Here is a 12,818-nt window from a genome sequence, read left to right as displayed (position 1 = left end):
GGTCTGTCCCATTAGTTCTGATGGGTAAACTCATTCTTAATTTTTCTTTCTTTGCGCTCTTTGCGCCCTTTGCAGTTCGTTTATTAACCCAGCAAAATTAATGGGACAGACCACTAGCATGTCTAGCCTTAAATGTTGGGATAGATTTGATTGTGGGGTGGGCAAGATGCCCACCCCACGTTTAGTTTTTCCTGCGAACATGCCATTTATTAGCCCTATACAAAACCAAGGGCTAACGCCTCACAAGTAGATGCTAGGGAGCCGATTTCTTCTATAAATTCTGCCTTCGGGGGAATCTCGAATAAGTTTGTAGAAACTAGTGGATGTTTCTTTTGTAAAGCGATTGATATATTCCTCGATCGGCTCAACACTTTCCCAGGCAGATGGATGTCGCCATTCTTTACCGTCTAAATCGTAAGTGAGGGTGTATTTGCCCTTGCCGTCTGGGGTGATGATGGCGTATCTATGCTCTGAATAATCTAGGTTGGTCATTGTTATTAAAATTCCACATCGGCATATTCCTTGAGCCTTTGAAGAACTTGGTTGTATTGATTTAGCGGAATATCGGTTGTGGAAGTTACTCCAAATTCTCCAAAAACCAATCTTACTTCTTTTTCTTTTAATCCGAGTTCTTTATAGGCGATCGCCCACAGGCGACTTGCTTGGGCTTGAGTTATTAATTGGTTCATAGAGTATGGTATCATTCCCAGACTTTTAGCAGGTCAAGAATTTAGGCGATCGCTAAGTTCTTGCTCGGATTTTAAATTGCCAGTTAGTAAGTGCGGAATAGATATCTGTTCCGCACTTACTAAATTGAGTCATCCACTTTTGCTGCACCTTTTCTGAGTAGTGAGCCATCGCATCTGCCCAAGTCGGTGCGCGTCCGTGTTGAGAGTTAAACCAAAAGTTGTAGTTAACGTCTGAGCGTTGTGGGGTTCAGACGGTGGATGCTCAAAAGCGCGACATATCGATACAATTTCCAGCCAGTTATTGCTAGCGCGGATTGCAACCTGCATATCTAAAGGAAACCGATCGCAACTTCTCAATCAGTTCTTCAACGGTCATACACAGCAGATTCGGAGTTTATAAGGTACAGACTATTGTAAAGGCGAACGGACGTTCGCCTTTACCATGTACCTCATTCACCTAAAATACGCTGTAAATGCTCTGGGTTAAACCCATAATCAACTACAATCTCATCTTTTCGACTAGGTTCTTCGGATGGCTTTAAGCATTTTTCCGCCTCTGATATAACAGCCAGCAGCATTGCTCTAGTATCTTTCGAGGAACGCAAATAATCTTCTTCACCGTGCTGCATCTCCACCAAAAGCGATCGCATTTCTTTGACCAACTCAATCAAATACTGTTGGTTTTCTTGGGGCGAATGGGCTAAAGGATCGTAAAAATGGTTAATCATCAATTTAGGTATGTAAAACTCAACTGCGATCCCAGCATTAAAGCTGGGTTTTTTAATGTGAATGAGCGCGATCTCGCTCATTCACTAAGAAAATTCTCAATCTAGAATTTCACCAATTTTGAAGCCCAACTCCTGCAACTTTGCTTCTCTGCGATGATCGACAGCTGCGCGCAGAGACTCTGCAAGAATCGTGTCTGTGTTGGGTGTCAGCTTTAATGCTCCTCCCAAATACCCCAACGATTTAAGGAAATAGTCGGTTGGGTTTACTAGCGATAACCTCTTCACAAATGTCTGATTACCAGACTTATAAGCCGATAAGCCTTGGCGCTGTGCTTCATTTTGTGGTTCGCCAAGTTCTTCTAAGATAAGTGCGATCGCGGCAGTGACTTTTTCTAAAGTCAATTCGCTATTAGCTGGGGTTGCTACCATTGTCTTACTCCTTTAACCAATCATTTGAAGTTTCGGCTTGAATTTGTGGCAGGTAAAGTACCTGCCAGTTCCTAAATAAGTGTTCGTGGACAACTTTTGACATGAAGTGAGCAATTCGCCCACCATCAAAATGAATGCCCGTTCTTAGCAAAATGTAGTTTTGCTTGGTCAAATGAATGTAGTTGATATCTCGCCTTTCCATATTTCCAGGTAAGACAATATGCCCAAGGGGATTGGGGGGTATATCGCCATCCGCTATTGGATATCTATAGTCAGGCATTCCAGCAAAACCATCATTTATAACTACATTCACCCACTCATCAATATCCATTTCCCTTTTAGCTACATCAATCTTTGCTAGCTGTTCGTAATATTTGCGGTTGCGTCCCAACCATCCGCGAACGTACTGCATAACTAGTGTTTGCCGACTATCCCCCGATGCTTCGCTGAATGAAGTAAGGTAATCGTCATGTTCTTGAGTGATGTAGTAATAGGTAAGTGAGAATTGATATGCCATTTTCTAAGGTCTATTCTTGCCACTAGTTTACCTTATGTGATGGCAAATTTATCTAAAAATTTTAAACCGTGGTAAGATACTCAAAAAGCGCCCTGGAGATGTGTGCGAGACATCTTCCAGGACTTCCCGCCTGTTCGCTATTTACAACTCACAGGAGAGCAATTCAAGTATGCACCCAATCGACTTAATGAGAAAGCACCATTGGTCTTACCATCAGTTGGCCGGAGAATTTGGACTGACTGAAGCGGAAGTACGCCGATGGGCATTTAGTAAAACTGCTAGCAATTATCGCAACCCTCCCAAAATGGCATTCATCTTGGCAAATAAAATTGACCAGCAATTGAGTTCGGAGCAATTGATATCGGCATGAAATCTTACGTAATTCAGTTGTGCAAACAACTTACTGATGGCGACGAGATCGTAGCTTTAGTCGATACAGTTGATGGCAGTAGAATCCGATATCCATTTGAAATAAAGCTCAAAATAGCTAATCAGTATATCAGAAAAGGTGGGTGGGCAATGCGTAATGCTTATCTTGATAACGCAGAAGTGGTTATTCAAGACAAAGAAGAACGAGAATACCATACTTCTGTTTTATTTTTTGAAGCGCATAATTCAGGCATCAAAGACTGAAACACCATTGTTACTACCATTTTGAACTTGCCCATCTTTGATGGGTTTTTTAGTATGAAAGTGTTCAAGCCTTCGACGAACAAATATGAACAAACTTAGCGATACTCAACAAGCTGAAATATTCGCAATCAATTCAGCACGCGGCGACGGTACGAGCGCCAACTATAAAAAATTAATTGAAAATGCTCAGCAACTTTCAACAAATCGGTCGTGGCAAGAGGTAAAAGAGGAACTTAGAAAAACCGCCCAATAGTCATGCCAACAATCAAAGAATGCCGCGAGCTTTTAGACATCCAAAGTCGGGACACAATAAATGAAGACCTAAAGGCTTTGGGATTATTTGGGAATAACCATTTATCCTGGGGCGAAGTCCGAAGAGTTCTCGAAATCAGAACTTTCCTTGGAATTAAACCAGGAATCCACAGCCGGGAACAATTCAACAACACCTCGAAAGAGGAACTTGAAAAGTTGTTCCAAAAACACCAAAGCAGTATTGAGCAAAAGTTACATCACCTACAAAACCAGTACAAAAATAGACATAGAGTCACCGTACACTTGACTCTTGACCAAGACTAAATTTTGTATTGCAGATTTAATCGTCAATTCTGGTGATGATGCTTTGAGGATAAGGTTTGCGGGGGTTTTTGCAGAATTCACAAACTTCAATAAATTGGCACAATTGCCAAAGTGCAGAGGCTCAAAAAACCATAGAGAGGGACTGATGAAAAGCCAACTTTTCACAAAACTCTTGATTTGTCTTGTTTTGAATCAAGTTACCTAAAGTTAAGCAAAAAATTACCTCTGCTAAATCGCGCTTTTGAAGGTGTTGTGTTTTTGGGGTGCTGAGTAAGCAGATACAAATTAATACACATAAAGCAGGAATTAGATGTGTACAAAAAGGAGGAGAAATCAGTTATCCATGCAGATGGTAGGGTGGAAACTAGCATCAAAATTGAGCATAATGAGTCGGGAATTTTAGAATTTTGTGTGGTGGTTGGGGTAATCACGTTTTGTATTCTTGCAACTTGGTTAATCGTGAAAAATGACAATCATCGAAGATTGGATGGCCCAGCATCCGAACTTAATCAAACAATGCGAGATAATTCTTCGCAGAAAAATCCCCTATAGAACCTGGCATCATTGGCAAGAACTTGTAGGAGCTTGTTATGCCCAAGGTAAAAGACTAAAAACTCGCAAATATACTGACGAGCAAACACAATTATTCTTGTGCTTAGCGTGGTTTAGGCGGCAGTTCCCCAGGCGCAAGCTGACCTACAAAACCCTCAGACAATACTGGCTAAGTAATGAATACAAAATTGAGGAAGTATTTGAAGCGATCGCCAACGGGGAAACTCCAAAAACTCAACCTCAAGAGAAATTAGTAGCGATCGCCAAGGTTAAAGTTTGCTGTGACGAAATTATGGGGAGGGAGATTTCTAGGAAGTGCTGGGTTAATTGGAAGAAGCACCTCGGACTTTCTCTAAGAATCAAACAAGTTGATGAGGGTACAGCAACACTATTAGTATTCATTGCTTGCTGGCGGCGTGACAACTACAAAGGTAGTCTTCCTTCGGTGAATCGCTTATTGTTGATGATGCGCGATCGCACCCGTGAAGCGATGACGCTAGAAACAGCATCCAGTGGTAAGCAGTTTCACGAGTGGCACATGAAGGGGTGCAAGGGAAAAGATTTACCCAAATACCTTGCTGCTTGTGGGTTTAAGGTTTCACTATTCACCCTGTACAGATGGGGTGAATATAGCCAGAAAAAGCATTATTCAGTTGCGGAATTGAGTAATTGGAGAAAAATTGCAAGTGATAAAAGGAGAATTGCTTAATGGCTCGTAGTAATCAGTTGACGGTGGCTCCGGAACATACAGAAATTGAGTCGAAATCTAAAAGTATTTTGGCCCGACGACCAAAAAACGAAATCAGCAGCACAATTCCAACAGAAATACCGCAGGCCCAGGCTTTATTAATCCAAGAGTTGGAAATCTCGTTTGATGCAGATTTATGCGCTGCTATGATTGGGCGTTTGATACAGTCCAAGCGGGAGATTGATGCTCTAGCATCGGACGAGGAAAAGTTGGCTAAAACCGTTGAACTGGGTCGATTGGCGGCAACTGAAAAGGCAAGGCTTTCTGGGATGCAGCAAGCTAGGGCAGAGTTCGCCGAAAAAATGAAGAAATTCAAACTGCAACAGCAACAGCAATTTATTGATGTAGATCTGCCAAAACTTATCGATGCTTGTGAACTTTTATCCGAAGAGGATATGAGAAAAACTGTAGAAGCATTTGCTTCTAGATTGAAAATCGAAATTACCTGGGAAGAAACCGATGCAGGACTCCGATGCAACGCCAAACCTATCGCCTGAAATTCAAGCCTCAATTCAAGCATTATCAGAAGGTAAGGCAATCCACCAAATTTCCCAAATAGTCCAGGGTTTAGTAAATCAGCAGCTCGAAAATTACTTAATTGATTTTGAGCGTACTATCGCTCAAAGCAATGCCACAACCATCCAACTGATGCAACAAGAATTAGAGCGCGTCAAAAATGAATCCGCAACAGTAAAAGGAGCATTGCAGAGATTATCTAGTGCTGTTGCCCCCAATATCCCAGCTAATGCTGAGGTGGTGACATTCCGCCAAGCCATTCAAAATTTGGAAACCTGTGGCAGCATTCTACCCAGCGATGCTGAAATTGCTGCCGCCCAACTAAAAATCCAACAAAACCACGCTTGGTCATTATTTCGTCAATCTATTGCCAAAATTGTCGTCAAAAAATTGGAGCAAATATTTTGCAAACCGCAGACTTCCACAGAGCCTACTGGAACTACGAAGCGAACTTAGGTATAGGTAAAATTCATCATCCAGATTTAGGAATATTTGCATTGTTGTTTGAATCTGGTAGTCCTGTATGCAATGTCAATTTCTTAGATAAAAATCAGTTTTCCTACTACTGGCAGCAGTACAAGAAAAAAGGCACTCCTTTAACTTTAGGAATGCAAATTGATAGGGACGTTGAAGTAATAAGAGTAATTAAGCAGGATAATTTGTTGAAATTTCCAGACTTAAACCTGGAAATAAAACTTGAAGACAATGTTCGTTACTTCCGTTCCCTTGATGGAAAATGGCAAGCTTTTGAAGATGATGTTTTTGTAGAGTATAAGCCTTGTGATTCGCTAATTAATGTCAGATGAAAATAACCGTCGAGCCAGTGCGTAAGGAGCTTTATCTCGCTAAAGTAATATATCCGGATGGTGTTTACTACTGTTACGGCATCAACGCTGATGATGCTATTGGTGGGTTGGTAAGGGCGAGATGGAATTTGTTTTTAAGCCAAGAAGTAGAGGTTATTAACAATGGCAAAACAAAAGTCGAATGATTTAGACCTTTCTGACTTAAATGGCAGTATTACCAATGCGATCGTCTTTCCCGATTCCCATTTTGGTTTGGAATTGGAGGTTTGGGAAAACGCTCAGCGTATTGCTGATATGCTGCCTGCTGGGTTTAAAGTTTTTGGCGACTTGAGCGATGAAGATGTAGCTTCTGCTATTGAAAAAGCTAAAGGTGCTGAACTTCAATCAAAAAACTGGGGTGAATATTCGACAGCAATTTCTAGATATTTAAAAGCTCTGGTTAAAGTCAGAGAAACTCAATCTACTGTGAGTGAAAATGTTGCTCAATCTAGAGTAACTATTGCTCAGTTGGAGAAAGACTTGAAAACAAGTCTTGCGGGTTTAGAAGCTGAATACAGAAAAATTGTTGGCGATTCTAGAAGTGCGATCGCCAGCAAACAATACGATTTAGAGCTTAGTCTTAATCGCATTGCTTCTCAATACACAGAAAATAAAGCTAAAAAGCAAGAGCGATTAACAACTGAAACGACTAAAAAAGAGCCAACACCTTACGAGGAGCAAACAACTTCTTTAGTTGATAAGTTCCGTCAACTTAGAGAAGCAAGATATTCAGGCGCTTCATTTGGAGTTACACAAAGGATAAAAGCATCGTAATGAAAAAAATTGCAGTTACAGCATTTTTGATTGTCTGCTTTGGAATTGGTTGTTTTGGCGTACAAAAATTTGAAGCACGTAAGCTAATTTGGCTTGGTATTGGGTTATCCGGGTGTGGCGTTTTCGGATTTTGGATTCAGCATCAACCTAAGAAAGTTATCAGGAGATACTAAATGATTGCGGTAGTTACGACTAACAACTCTGAATCAACTTTTTTACAAGTTATTCATGCAGGACAAAAGTTGGTTGATTCTAATAATGAAGTAATTAGTTCGTTGCTGGAATTTGTATCTTCAGAATACGCAGAATCTTCTGATGTTCGCGACGCTATAAACACCATCATTAACGCAAATAACGAGTATTGCAAACAAATTATTTTAGCAATGCAACAAGGATATTCATGAGTGGCTCTGAAATTTGCAAGATTTTGCAGTCTGTGTTTGGATTTGTTGTTGCAAGTGCATTCGCACAATTGATTGCGGTACTCTCTCACTCACAGTATGCGATCGCACTTGCAGCAGTAATTTTTTATCTAAAAGGGCATCAAAATAATTCGCTTACATTCCAAGCTGTGGCGGTTGGATTAGTCTTTGGGTGGTCGAAATGTTTTTTCGTTGGTTAGGAATTATAGGGCAAGGTGCGCTCGCGGTGGTGTTTGTGTTATCTGCTAATAAAAATGAGCCTTGGTTATTTTATCCGAGGAATGTCGCCGCGATCGCATTTGGAGTTAATGCCATTTGTATGCTCCAAGGAATGGGTAAAAAGTACGAAGACATCGAGCGCACAGAAGATACTTTACGAGTACTGAAAGATACCCAAGTAGAAGAGCAATTACAGTATTTGCAATCCGCCGCCGAGTCAAAACTTGCCAACGAACAGGCAGATAAATCTATTGAAAGACAGTTGGTATTGTTAGAACAAACAGCACCAATATTTACACAGCTGCTACAACTAACTGGGAAGAACGGCCCGGTGGTGCAGATGGCGCTGGGAATGGTTCAAAATGGTGCGTCTATTGGAGATGTTTTGACTGCGGTTTCCGATGCTCAAATGCAAATGGAGCAAGCAAAATTGATTGCTCAAAATCGACAAACGGAATTACAAGAGCAACAATTCATCGCTCAATCAGTTCCCCAAACTACCGCGATATCGCAAGCAGCAGCGCTACAAATTCAACAACAATCAGATACAACGATTCAACTACAAAAAGCAGCTGCGGTTGTGGGATTGAAAACCGAATGTTTGAAGATTGATAAAGCACCGAGTTACCAGCGTTTAATTTTTAGTCTGCGGACGGTGGATTACCACTTACTGCCGAAGTGGAAAAAAGCTGCAAAAGTTTCCCTGGGAAAGGATGAAGAATTTCCCATGTACGTTTTTGGTAGCGAACAAGTAGCAGTGGAGGTGGGATTAGGAGCAACCGAACGCACATTTTATGACTTCCCAATTCGTGAGTGGCAGCAAGGGGGAAGATTAATAGTTTTGGGACAGTCCCTTGATGGGGAAGTGGTTATCGATTTGGGCAACGAAGATACTCCCCAGGTGTTGGTAGTCGGCACAACTGGTTCTGGTAAATCTAATTTTCTACGCTCTGCTGCTTATTGCCTTTTGGCTCAGGGAGGAAGAGTAGATATCTGTGGTGGTAAAGTTAGTGATTATGAAGATTTTGCCGAGCGCTTCCCTACAATTACCGCCAATGATATGGGCAAAACTTTTGAATATGTTGGCGAATATTACCAGGAGTGCGATCGCCGCAACTCAATGAATAAGTCTGAATTAGCTGCACAGCAACCTTGGATTTTGTTAGTTGACGAATATAAAGGAACTGTGCCTTTCGACGATAAACTTCGTAAACTTTACGACGATCAACTTTGTGAAGTCGCACGCAGAGGGCGGGGATTAAGGATTCATATAGTAATTGGGTTGCAACACGGCTCTAAACGCTCTAAAGAAGACCCCCAAGGATTACCGCCAGACCTCAGAGCAAATCTACCAGCACGAATAGCCTTTCGCTGTATCGAAGCGATTGATGGGCGAATGGTGCTTCACAGGCACGGCGAAGTTGTAACCTCGCTCCAGGGACGAGGTGATGGAATTATTCAAGCTGGAACAATCAATAGCAGATTTCAGGCTTATAGATTTGACAAAATACCGGGATAATTCGTAATTCGTAATTCGTAATTCGTAATTTATGACAAGCAATCAAATTAGTATTACAGATAGAACGAAGGCGTTTGCGATTAGGATTGTGAAAGCTTGCAGCTTTCTTGATGAAAAGTCTGGGGTTACAAGAACGTTATCAAGACAACTATTGCGTTCTGGTACTTCAATTGGGGCAAACGTCAGAGAAGCACAATCAGCGCAGTCTGATAAAGATTTTATCAACAAACTAGAAATTGCACTTAAGGAAGCCAGAGAAACCCAATACTGGCTAGAAATCTTAATTGAATCGGGACTAGTAGAAAAACAAAAATTCGAGTTGCTTCTACAAGAAGCCAACGAAATCGGCAAAATCCTAGTCTCTTCCACCAAAAAACTAAAAGAAAAATAATTACGAATTACGAATTACGAATTACGAATTAAACTTATGCACCCATCACAATTTGTAGAACTTGCCGGGTTCCCTGAACGCTGGCAAGAAAAGCACTTACAAAAGTATTTAGCTGAGCGCCTCCAAGAACAAGGTTACGGAGTCAAGCTAGAAGCAGGCGCAAACGGTGGTCGGGCCGATATCGTTAGTGATTGGATGGATGGGGCGATTATCGAGGTCAAAAAATATCTCGACCGCAACACAATTTATCAAGCTGTCGGACAATTGAATCTTTATGGCTTAGGAAACAAACGTAAGTTGGTAGTAATGGGGTTTTTGACTTCCGAAGCTAGGGAGCAAAAATCAGCCTTCACTACCGCTTCGATGGTTCAACAAGATCCCCGTGTAAAGGTTGTGTTTGTCAATCTTGAAAAAGAATGGCAACCGGGATATAAAACAGCTACTTCTTGGTTACGAATTCCCAAATTTCAAGTTCCTCCACTTTCACTGCCTCAATTACCTAAAATAAAATTACAGTGGTTGTTTGAGTTAGTGAAATCGCATCCTATATTACTTGCGCTAGCAATTGTGGTGTTTCTCAGCACGATACCGATACCAAAACCACGACAAAATAATCAACTCAAACAAAACGGAATCAACAATACTTTTATGCATAGTAGCGAGCGCAACATATTGCCTGTTGAACTAATTTCTGAGCCAGAGTTAGAAGTCGAAAAATCCTATGCAGACTTAGAATCTGGAGATGATAAACGACATAATAATCAAAGCAATGGGACGGAGAATTCTGTTTATAATTTGAATAAACTTCTTGATTCTGTATAATTAGAGACTAAAAATGTTAGCTACTGAATTTCAAACTGAAGCACTATTTTGGTTATCGGGAAGGGGTGTTGGTAAGGCCCGTCCGCGGACTAACTGGCGGACGGGAATGATTTATACTGCCCAAAAATATGGAGATTGGAAAGAAAACGCCATAAGTGCGATCGCGCTTCAAATGCAAAATTATCCCCCAGCACCGATACCTTGTCGTGTTGAGTGCCAATTCATCAACTTTTTCAGCAGTGATGCCGATAATCTGCAAGGTTCAGTTTTAGATGCTTTAGTGCAAGCTAATTACCTAGAAAATGATTCCTCTAGTTTTGTCTCAAGTTGCTCTGGAACATTTTTCAAAGTTCGTAAAAGGCACAATCAACCAAAACCACAGGGGATTTTGGTGAAAGTTACTCCGGCACAAATTGAATTCTTGGAGTTGAATCACTTTGTCTTGATTTTTTTTGAATGTAAAACATGGAAATAGCAGACTCCTTGTATATCAGAGTTAAAGTTGAGAAAGAGTATGTAGACTTAGTATTGATTTTGCTAAGATAAGTCTGTTAGAGATTGGTAATGGTATGGCAGTGTTGAAGATGGGAGCGCCAAGGACGATAGATCCTGAGCGCGTTAAAGAATTAATCAAAGAAGCTGAAGCTCAAAAGCGAGACTGGTCTTACCCCGAACTAGCTAAAATTCTTTCTGAAGAAACTGGTAAGGAAATCAAACCTGATGCCGTAAGTAAATGCGCGAGAATTAACGGCATAATTTTACCAAAATTATCTGGACGCAAGCCTAGTAAAACTTGATCCGCGATCCGATCCGCCGATCCGATAAAACCTCAAATTTTCTGGATCTTGGCGTGGGCGCGGATCTAAAGCAGTTAAAATTAGGCTGTAATAAAAAATACTTGATAAAAGCCTCCGTAGTAGCCACCGGGGGCTTTTATATATAGATGAATTTTAATTGTAAACTTATGTAAACTTATGCTTGATTCTTAGATAAAGCTGCTAAGTTAGTAATGTGAAATAAATAAATTTGAGGTGAATAAAAAAGTAAAAATTAAATGATGCTTGTGCTTACAAAAGTACGCTCATAGGCACTTGTTTTAGTCGTATCGTTTGCAGTAGCCAAGAGAGTTTCATTCCTTGGTAAATGTGGCAATCGTTAATACAACCACACCACACCATAAGGTGGATACAGCCTATCTCACTACACTACATACTGCGTGGTTAGTCAATGCGATCGCTGATTAGTAATAATTGGCTGTGACAGTTCGTGCTGGCTGATGACGGGTAAAAGTAGGGGTGGTCATCTGACCTATGCTTTACGGGGCATAACTAAGCCATAGCTATATGCTATAAGTATTTAGGCGTTGTACTTGAGACTACTGAACGACAAGGTTTATAAAACTTTGTAGGGTTGTAAGGTAGGTAGGGTTGAGTAGTTTTGAGTAACCGTTTTTTAATAGTTTGCCTGTTTTTAAGGGCGTTAATTTAGCGGATTAACGCCCTATTTTAGTGGCAAAAAGTTACACACTGGAAGTTACTTTTAGTCTGTAGCTTTGATTGCTACGAGTTAACATCACCAAACTAATTTTACACTATGTCTAGTCTTTTAATTACCAAAGCTGACGATAAGGCAAACACTGTTATTACCGTTAATGGTAAGGGCGTGTTCTATCAGGAACTACGCTTAGCTAACCGTCCGATGTCGCAACGTGTGAGACTTGGGCGTTTAGTGGTGGTAGACGATGAAATTGTTGTGGACTACGACGCTTGGAATGAGTACGATGCTTTGCTGACCGAGCGCGATACCCTAGAAAAAACTAGGAATGCTGCTAAGGATGTTCTAAAATCTTTAGAGGGTGAAGCATCGGAACTTAAAAAAGCTGAGATAGAAAAGTTAACAGGTGCGATCGCAAGAATTGAGAAAAAACTCAACGATAATCCTATCAGAGAGTTGACGGCATTATCGGCTAAGGTAATGTCCGCAGTCGATAAGATGCTTGATAAGGTGCGTCATCGTCACAAGCACCTTGAAACTACTGACAAAACAGTACAGTTCTCGCATCATCCAACACGCGAGTATTTCTTAGAGAAACAGGCTACAGAATTACTCACTAAGCACAATGAGAAGTTAGAAGCCAAAGGCGTTAACGAAGGTTATCTAGACTTCGATATGGCTTTCGAGATCGTGCAGAAACGGTTTACTAAGGTAGAGAAAAAAGCGCCTGTTACCCCTAAGCCGGATGTTACTTTGACTAAGGTCTTAGTTGATGAACTAGAAGCATCTATTGATAAAGTAGGGCATCTGAAAAAACTAGACACTAACCAAGTCAATGCTTTAGCCAAACATTACAACGTTGGGGGTTCCAAAGCTGGGAAGATCCTGGCGATCGCCAAAATCTTAACACCTGCTACAGTTTAGTTATGTACCTCTGGGGTGTG

Annotated in this window: 23 protein-coding genes; 18 read left to right on the top strand and 5 right to left on the bottom strand. The window is 41.0% G+C overall.

All coding sequences use genetic code 11. The features are described from left to right. Positions 1–240 precede the first annotated feature (240 nt). From VF06_RS14800 to VF06_RS14780, 5 genes are all read right to left on the bottom strand, one after another. Complete coding sequence (locus tag VF06_RS14800; RefSeq protein WP_099066568.1) at positions 241–492, bottom strand: hypothetical protein; 252 nt, start codon at positions 490–492, stop codon at positions 241–243. Positions 493–497: 5 nt separating this feature from the next. Beyond that, a complete protein-coding gene (locus VF06_RS14795) occupies positions 498–689 on the bottom strand; it encodes a hypothetical protein (RefSeq protein ID WP_099066567.1) in 192 nt (63 codons plus the stop codon). A gap of 449 nt (positions 690–1,138) precedes the next feature. Next, a complete protein-coding gene (locus VF06_RS14790; RefSeq protein ID WP_244918029.1) occupies positions 1,139–1,498 on the bottom strand; it encodes a hypothetical protein in 360 nt (119 codons plus the stop codon). 15 nt (positions 1,499–1,513) lie between these two features. Beyond that, positions 1,514–1,846, bottom strand: a complete 333-nt coding sequence (locus tag VF06_RS14785; RefSeq protein WP_099066566.1) for a hypothetical protein — start codon at positions 1,844–1,846, stop codon at positions 1,514–1,516. 4 nt (positions 1,847–1,850) lie between these two features. Then, entirely contained in the window at positions 1,851–2,363 is a 513-nt protein-coding gene (locus VF06_RS14780) for a transposase (RefSeq protein ID WP_099066565.1), read from the bottom strand. Positions 2,364–2,532: 169 nt separating this feature from the next. Here VF06_RS14780 and VF06_RS14775 point away from each other — a divergent pair, with 169 nt between their 5' ends. From VF06_RS14775 to VF06_RS14695, 18 genes are all read left to right on the top strand, one after another. Further along, entirely contained in the window at positions 2,533–2,733 is a 201-nt protein-coding gene (locus VF06_RS14775) for a hypothetical protein (RefSeq protein WP_099066564.1), read from the top strand. Then, positions 2,730–2,996, top strand: coding sequence for a hypothetical protein (locus tag VF06_RS14770; RefSeq protein ID WP_099066563.1), 267 nt, complete (start codon positions 2,730–2,732; stop codon positions 2,994–2,996). Before VF06_RS14775 ends, VF06_RS14770 begins: the two co-directional genes overlap by 4 nt. Positions 2,997–3,081: 85 nt before the next feature. Next, positions 3,082–3,249, top strand: coding sequence for a hypothetical protein (locus tag VF06_RS40775; RefSeq protein WP_180267709.1), 168 nt, complete (start codon positions 3,082–3,084; stop codon positions 3,247–3,249). A gap of 2 nt (positions 3,250–3,251) precedes the next feature. Next, positions 3,252–3,572, top strand: a complete 321-nt coding sequence (locus VF06_RS14765) for a hypothetical protein (RefSeq protein WP_099066562.1) — start codon at positions 3,252–3,254, stop codon at positions 3,570–3,572. A gap of 466 nt (positions 3,573–4,038) precedes the next feature. Further along, the gene (locus VF06_RS14760; RefSeq protein ID WP_099066561.1) at positions 4,039–4,833 is read left to right on the top strand and encodes a hypothetical protein; all 795 of its coding nucleotides are present in this window, start codon (positions 4,039–4,041) and stop codon (positions 4,831–4,833) included. Further along, the gene (locus VF06_RS14755; RefSeq protein ID WP_099066560.1) at positions 4,833–5,369 is read left to right on the top strand and encodes a hypothetical protein; all 537 of its coding nucleotides are present in this window, start codon (positions 4,833–4,835) and stop codon (positions 5,367–5,369) included. Before VF06_RS14760 ends, VF06_RS14755 begins: the two co-directional genes overlap by 1 nt. Then, complete coding sequence (locus VF06_RS14750; protein WP_099066559.1) at positions 5,332–5,844, top strand: hypothetical protein; 513 nt, start codon at positions 5,332–5,334, stop codon at positions 5,842–5,844. The genes VF06_RS14755 and VF06_RS14750 overlap by 38 nt, the downstream gene beginning before the upstream one ends. After that, positions 5,793–6,194, top strand: coding sequence for a hypothetical protein (locus VF06_RS14745; protein WP_143861689.1), 402 nt, complete (start codon positions 5,793–5,795; stop codon positions 6,192–6,194). The genes VF06_RS14750 and VF06_RS14745 overlap by 52 nt, the downstream gene beginning before the upstream one ends. Then, positions 6,191–6,379: a hypothetical protein gene (locus tag VF06_RS14740; RefSeq protein WP_099066557.1), complete on the top strand. Its 189-nt coding sequence runs from the start codon at positions 6,191–6,193 to the stop codon at positions 6,377–6,379. The genes VF06_RS14745 and VF06_RS14740 overlap by 4 nt, the downstream gene beginning before the upstream one ends. After that, positions 6,357–7,007 (top strand): hypothetical protein, encoded by a 651-nt coding sequence (locus VF06_RS14735; protein ID WP_099066556.1) that lies wholly within the window; start codon positions 6,357–6,359, stop codon positions 7,005–7,007. The genes VF06_RS14740 and VF06_RS14735 overlap by 23 nt, the downstream gene beginning before the upstream one ends. A 173-nt stretch (positions 7,008–7,180) precedes the next feature. Continuing rightward, positions 7,181–7,411, top strand: a complete 231-nt coding sequence (locus tag VF06_RS14730; RefSeq protein WP_099066555.1) for a hypothetical protein — start codon at positions 7,181–7,183, stop codon at positions 7,409–7,411. Continuing rightward, on the top strand, positions 7,408–7,629 hold the full coding sequence (locus VF06_RS14725) for a hypothetical protein (protein ID WP_099066554.1): 222 nt from the start codon (positions 7,408–7,410) through the stop codon (positions 7,627–7,629). Before VF06_RS14730 ends, VF06_RS14725 begins: the two co-directional genes overlap by 4 nt. After that, positions 7,611–9,167, top strand: a complete 1,557-nt coding sequence (locus tag VF06_RS14720) for a hypothetical protein (RefSeq protein WP_099066553.1) — start codon at positions 7,611–7,613, stop codon at positions 9,165–9,167. Before VF06_RS14725 ends, VF06_RS14720 begins: the two co-directional genes overlap by 19 nt. A 31-nt stretch (positions 9,168–9,198) precedes the next feature. Further along, positions 9,199–9,558, top strand: a complete 360-nt coding sequence (locus VF06_RS14715) for a four helix bundle protein (RefSeq protein ID WP_099066552.1) — start codon at positions 9,199–9,201, stop codon at positions 9,556–9,558. A gap of 36 nt (positions 9,559–9,594) precedes the next feature. Beyond that, positions 9,595–10,380 carry a PDDEXK family nuclease gene (locus VF06_RS14710; RefSeq protein WP_099066551.1) on the top strand — a complete coding sequence of 262 codons (786 nt, stop codon included), beginning with the start codon at positions 9,595–9,597 and terminating at the stop codon, positions 10,378–10,380. A gap of 13 nt (positions 10,381–10,393) precedes the next feature. Continuing rightward, positions 10,394–10,855 (top strand): RusA family crossover junction endodeoxyribonuclease, encoded by a 462-nt coding sequence (locus VF06_RS14705; protein ID WP_099066550.1) that lies wholly within the window; start codon positions 10,394–10,396, stop codon positions 10,853–10,855. Between the two features lie 94 nt (positions 10,856–10,949). Next, a complete protein-coding gene (locus tag VF06_RS14700) occupies positions 10,950–11,177 on the top strand; it encodes a helix-turn-helix domain-containing protein (RefSeq protein ID WP_099076565.1) in 228 nt (75 codons plus the stop codon). A gap of 796 nt (positions 11,178–11,973) precedes the next feature. Continuing rightward, on the top strand, positions 11,974–12,798 hold the full coding sequence (locus VF06_RS14695) for a hypothetical protein (protein ID WP_099066548.1): 825 nt from the start codon (positions 11,974–11,976) through the stop codon (positions 12,796–12,798). Positions 12,799–12,818: the final 20 nt, after the last annotated feature.

The organism is Nostoc linckia z4 (assembly GCF_002608075.1).
GTDB classification, from domain to species: domain Bacteria; phylum Cyanobacteriota; class Cyanobacteriia; order Cyanobacteriales; family Nostocaceae; genus Nostoc; species Nostoc linckia.
The sequence above is the reverse complement of the archived record's forward strand: the minus strand, read 5'-3'. Positions and strand labels throughout refer to the sequence as shown.

What these genes read in the sequence shown, in the direction of transcription:
- VF06_RS14800 (WP_099066568.1), bottom strand. Translation starts at nt 492, where the DNA reads ATGACCAACCTAGATTATTCAGAGCATAGATACGCCATCATCACCCCA.
- VF06_RS14795 (WP_099066567.1), bottom strand. Translation starts at nt 689, where the DNA reads ATGAACCAATTAATAACTCAAGCCCAAGCAAGTCGCCTGTGGGCGATC.
- VF06_RS14790 (WP_244918029.1), bottom strand. Translation starts at nt 1,498, where the DNA reads ATGAGCGAGATCGCGCTCATTCACATTAAAAAACCCAGCTTTAATGCT.
- VF06_RS14785 (WP_099066566.1), bottom strand. Translation starts at nt 1,846, where the DNA reads ATGGTAGCAACCCCAGCTAATAGCGAATTGACTTTAGAAAAAGTCACT.
- VF06_RS14780 (WP_099066565.1), bottom strand. Translation starts at nt 2,363, where the DNA reads ATGGCATATCAATTCTCACTTACCTATTACTACATCACTCAAGAACAT.
- VF06_RS14775 (WP_099066564.1), top strand. Translation starts at nt 2,533, where the DNA reads ATGCACCCAATCGACTTAATGAGAAAGCACCATTGGTCTTACCATCAG.
- VF06_RS14770 (WP_099066563.1), top strand. Translation starts at nt 2,730, where the DNA reads ATGAAATCTTACGTAATTCAGTTGTGCAAACAACTTACTGATGGCGAC.
- VF06_RS40775 (WP_180267709.1), top strand. Translation starts at nt 3,082, where the DNA reads ATGAACAAACTTAGCGATACTCAACAAGCTGAAATATTCGCAATCAAT.
- VF06_RS14765 (WP_099066562.1), top strand. Translation starts at nt 3,252, where the DNA reads ATGCCAACAATCAAAGAATGCCGCGAGCTTTTAGACATCCAAAGTCGG.
- VF06_RS14760 (WP_099066561.1), top strand. Translation starts at nt 4,039, where the DNA reads ATGACAATCATCGAAGATTGGATGGCCCAGCATCCGAACTTAATCAAA.
- VF06_RS14755 (WP_099066560.1), top strand. Translation starts at nt 4,833, where the DNA reads ATGGCTCGTAGTAATCAGTTGACGGTGGCTCCGGAACATACAGAAATT.
- VF06_RS14750 (WP_099066559.1), top strand. Translation starts at nt 5,332, where the DNA reads ATGCAGGACTCCGATGCAACGCCAAACCTATCGCCTGAAATTCAAGCC.
- VF06_RS14740 (WP_099066557.1), top strand. Translation starts at nt 6,191, where the DNA reads ATGAAAATAACCGTCGAGCCAGTGCGTAAGGAGCTTTATCTCGCTAAA.
- VF06_RS14735 (WP_099066556.1), top strand. Translation starts at nt 6,357, where the DNA reads ATGGCAAAACAAAAGTCGAATGATTTAGACCTTTCTGACTTAAATGGC.
- VF06_RS14730 (WP_099066555.1), top strand. Translation starts at nt 7,181, where the DNA reads ATGATTGCGGTAGTTACGACTAACAACTCTGAATCAACTTTTTTACAA.
- VF06_RS14725 (WP_099066554.1), top strand. Translation starts at nt 7,408, where the DNA reads ATGAGTGGCTCTGAAATTTGCAAGATTTTGCAGTCTGTGTTTGGATTT.
- VF06_RS14720 (WP_099066553.1), top strand. Translation starts at nt 7,611, where the DNA reads ATGTTTTTTCGTTGGTTAGGAATTATAGGGCAAGGTGCGCTCGCGGTG.
- VF06_RS14715 (WP_099066552.1), top strand. Translation starts at nt 9,199, where the DNA reads ATGACAAGCAATCAAATTAGTATTACAGATAGAACGAAGGCGTTTGCG.
- VF06_RS14710 (WP_099066551.1), top strand. Translation starts at nt 9,595, where the DNA reads ATGCACCCATCACAATTTGTAGAACTTGCCGGGTTCCCTGAACGCTGG.
- VF06_RS14705 (WP_099066550.1), top strand. Translation starts at nt 10,394, where the DNA reads ATGTTAGCTACTGAATTTCAAACTGAAGCACTATTTTGGTTATCGGGA.
- VF06_RS14700 (WP_099076565.1), top strand. Translation starts at nt 10,950, where the DNA reads ATGGCAGTGTTGAAGATGGGAGCGCCAAGGACGATAGATCCTGAGCGC.
- VF06_RS14695 (WP_099066548.1), top strand. Translation starts at nt 11,974, where the DNA reads ATGTCTAGTCTTTTAATTACCAAAGCTGACGATAAGGCAAACACTGTT.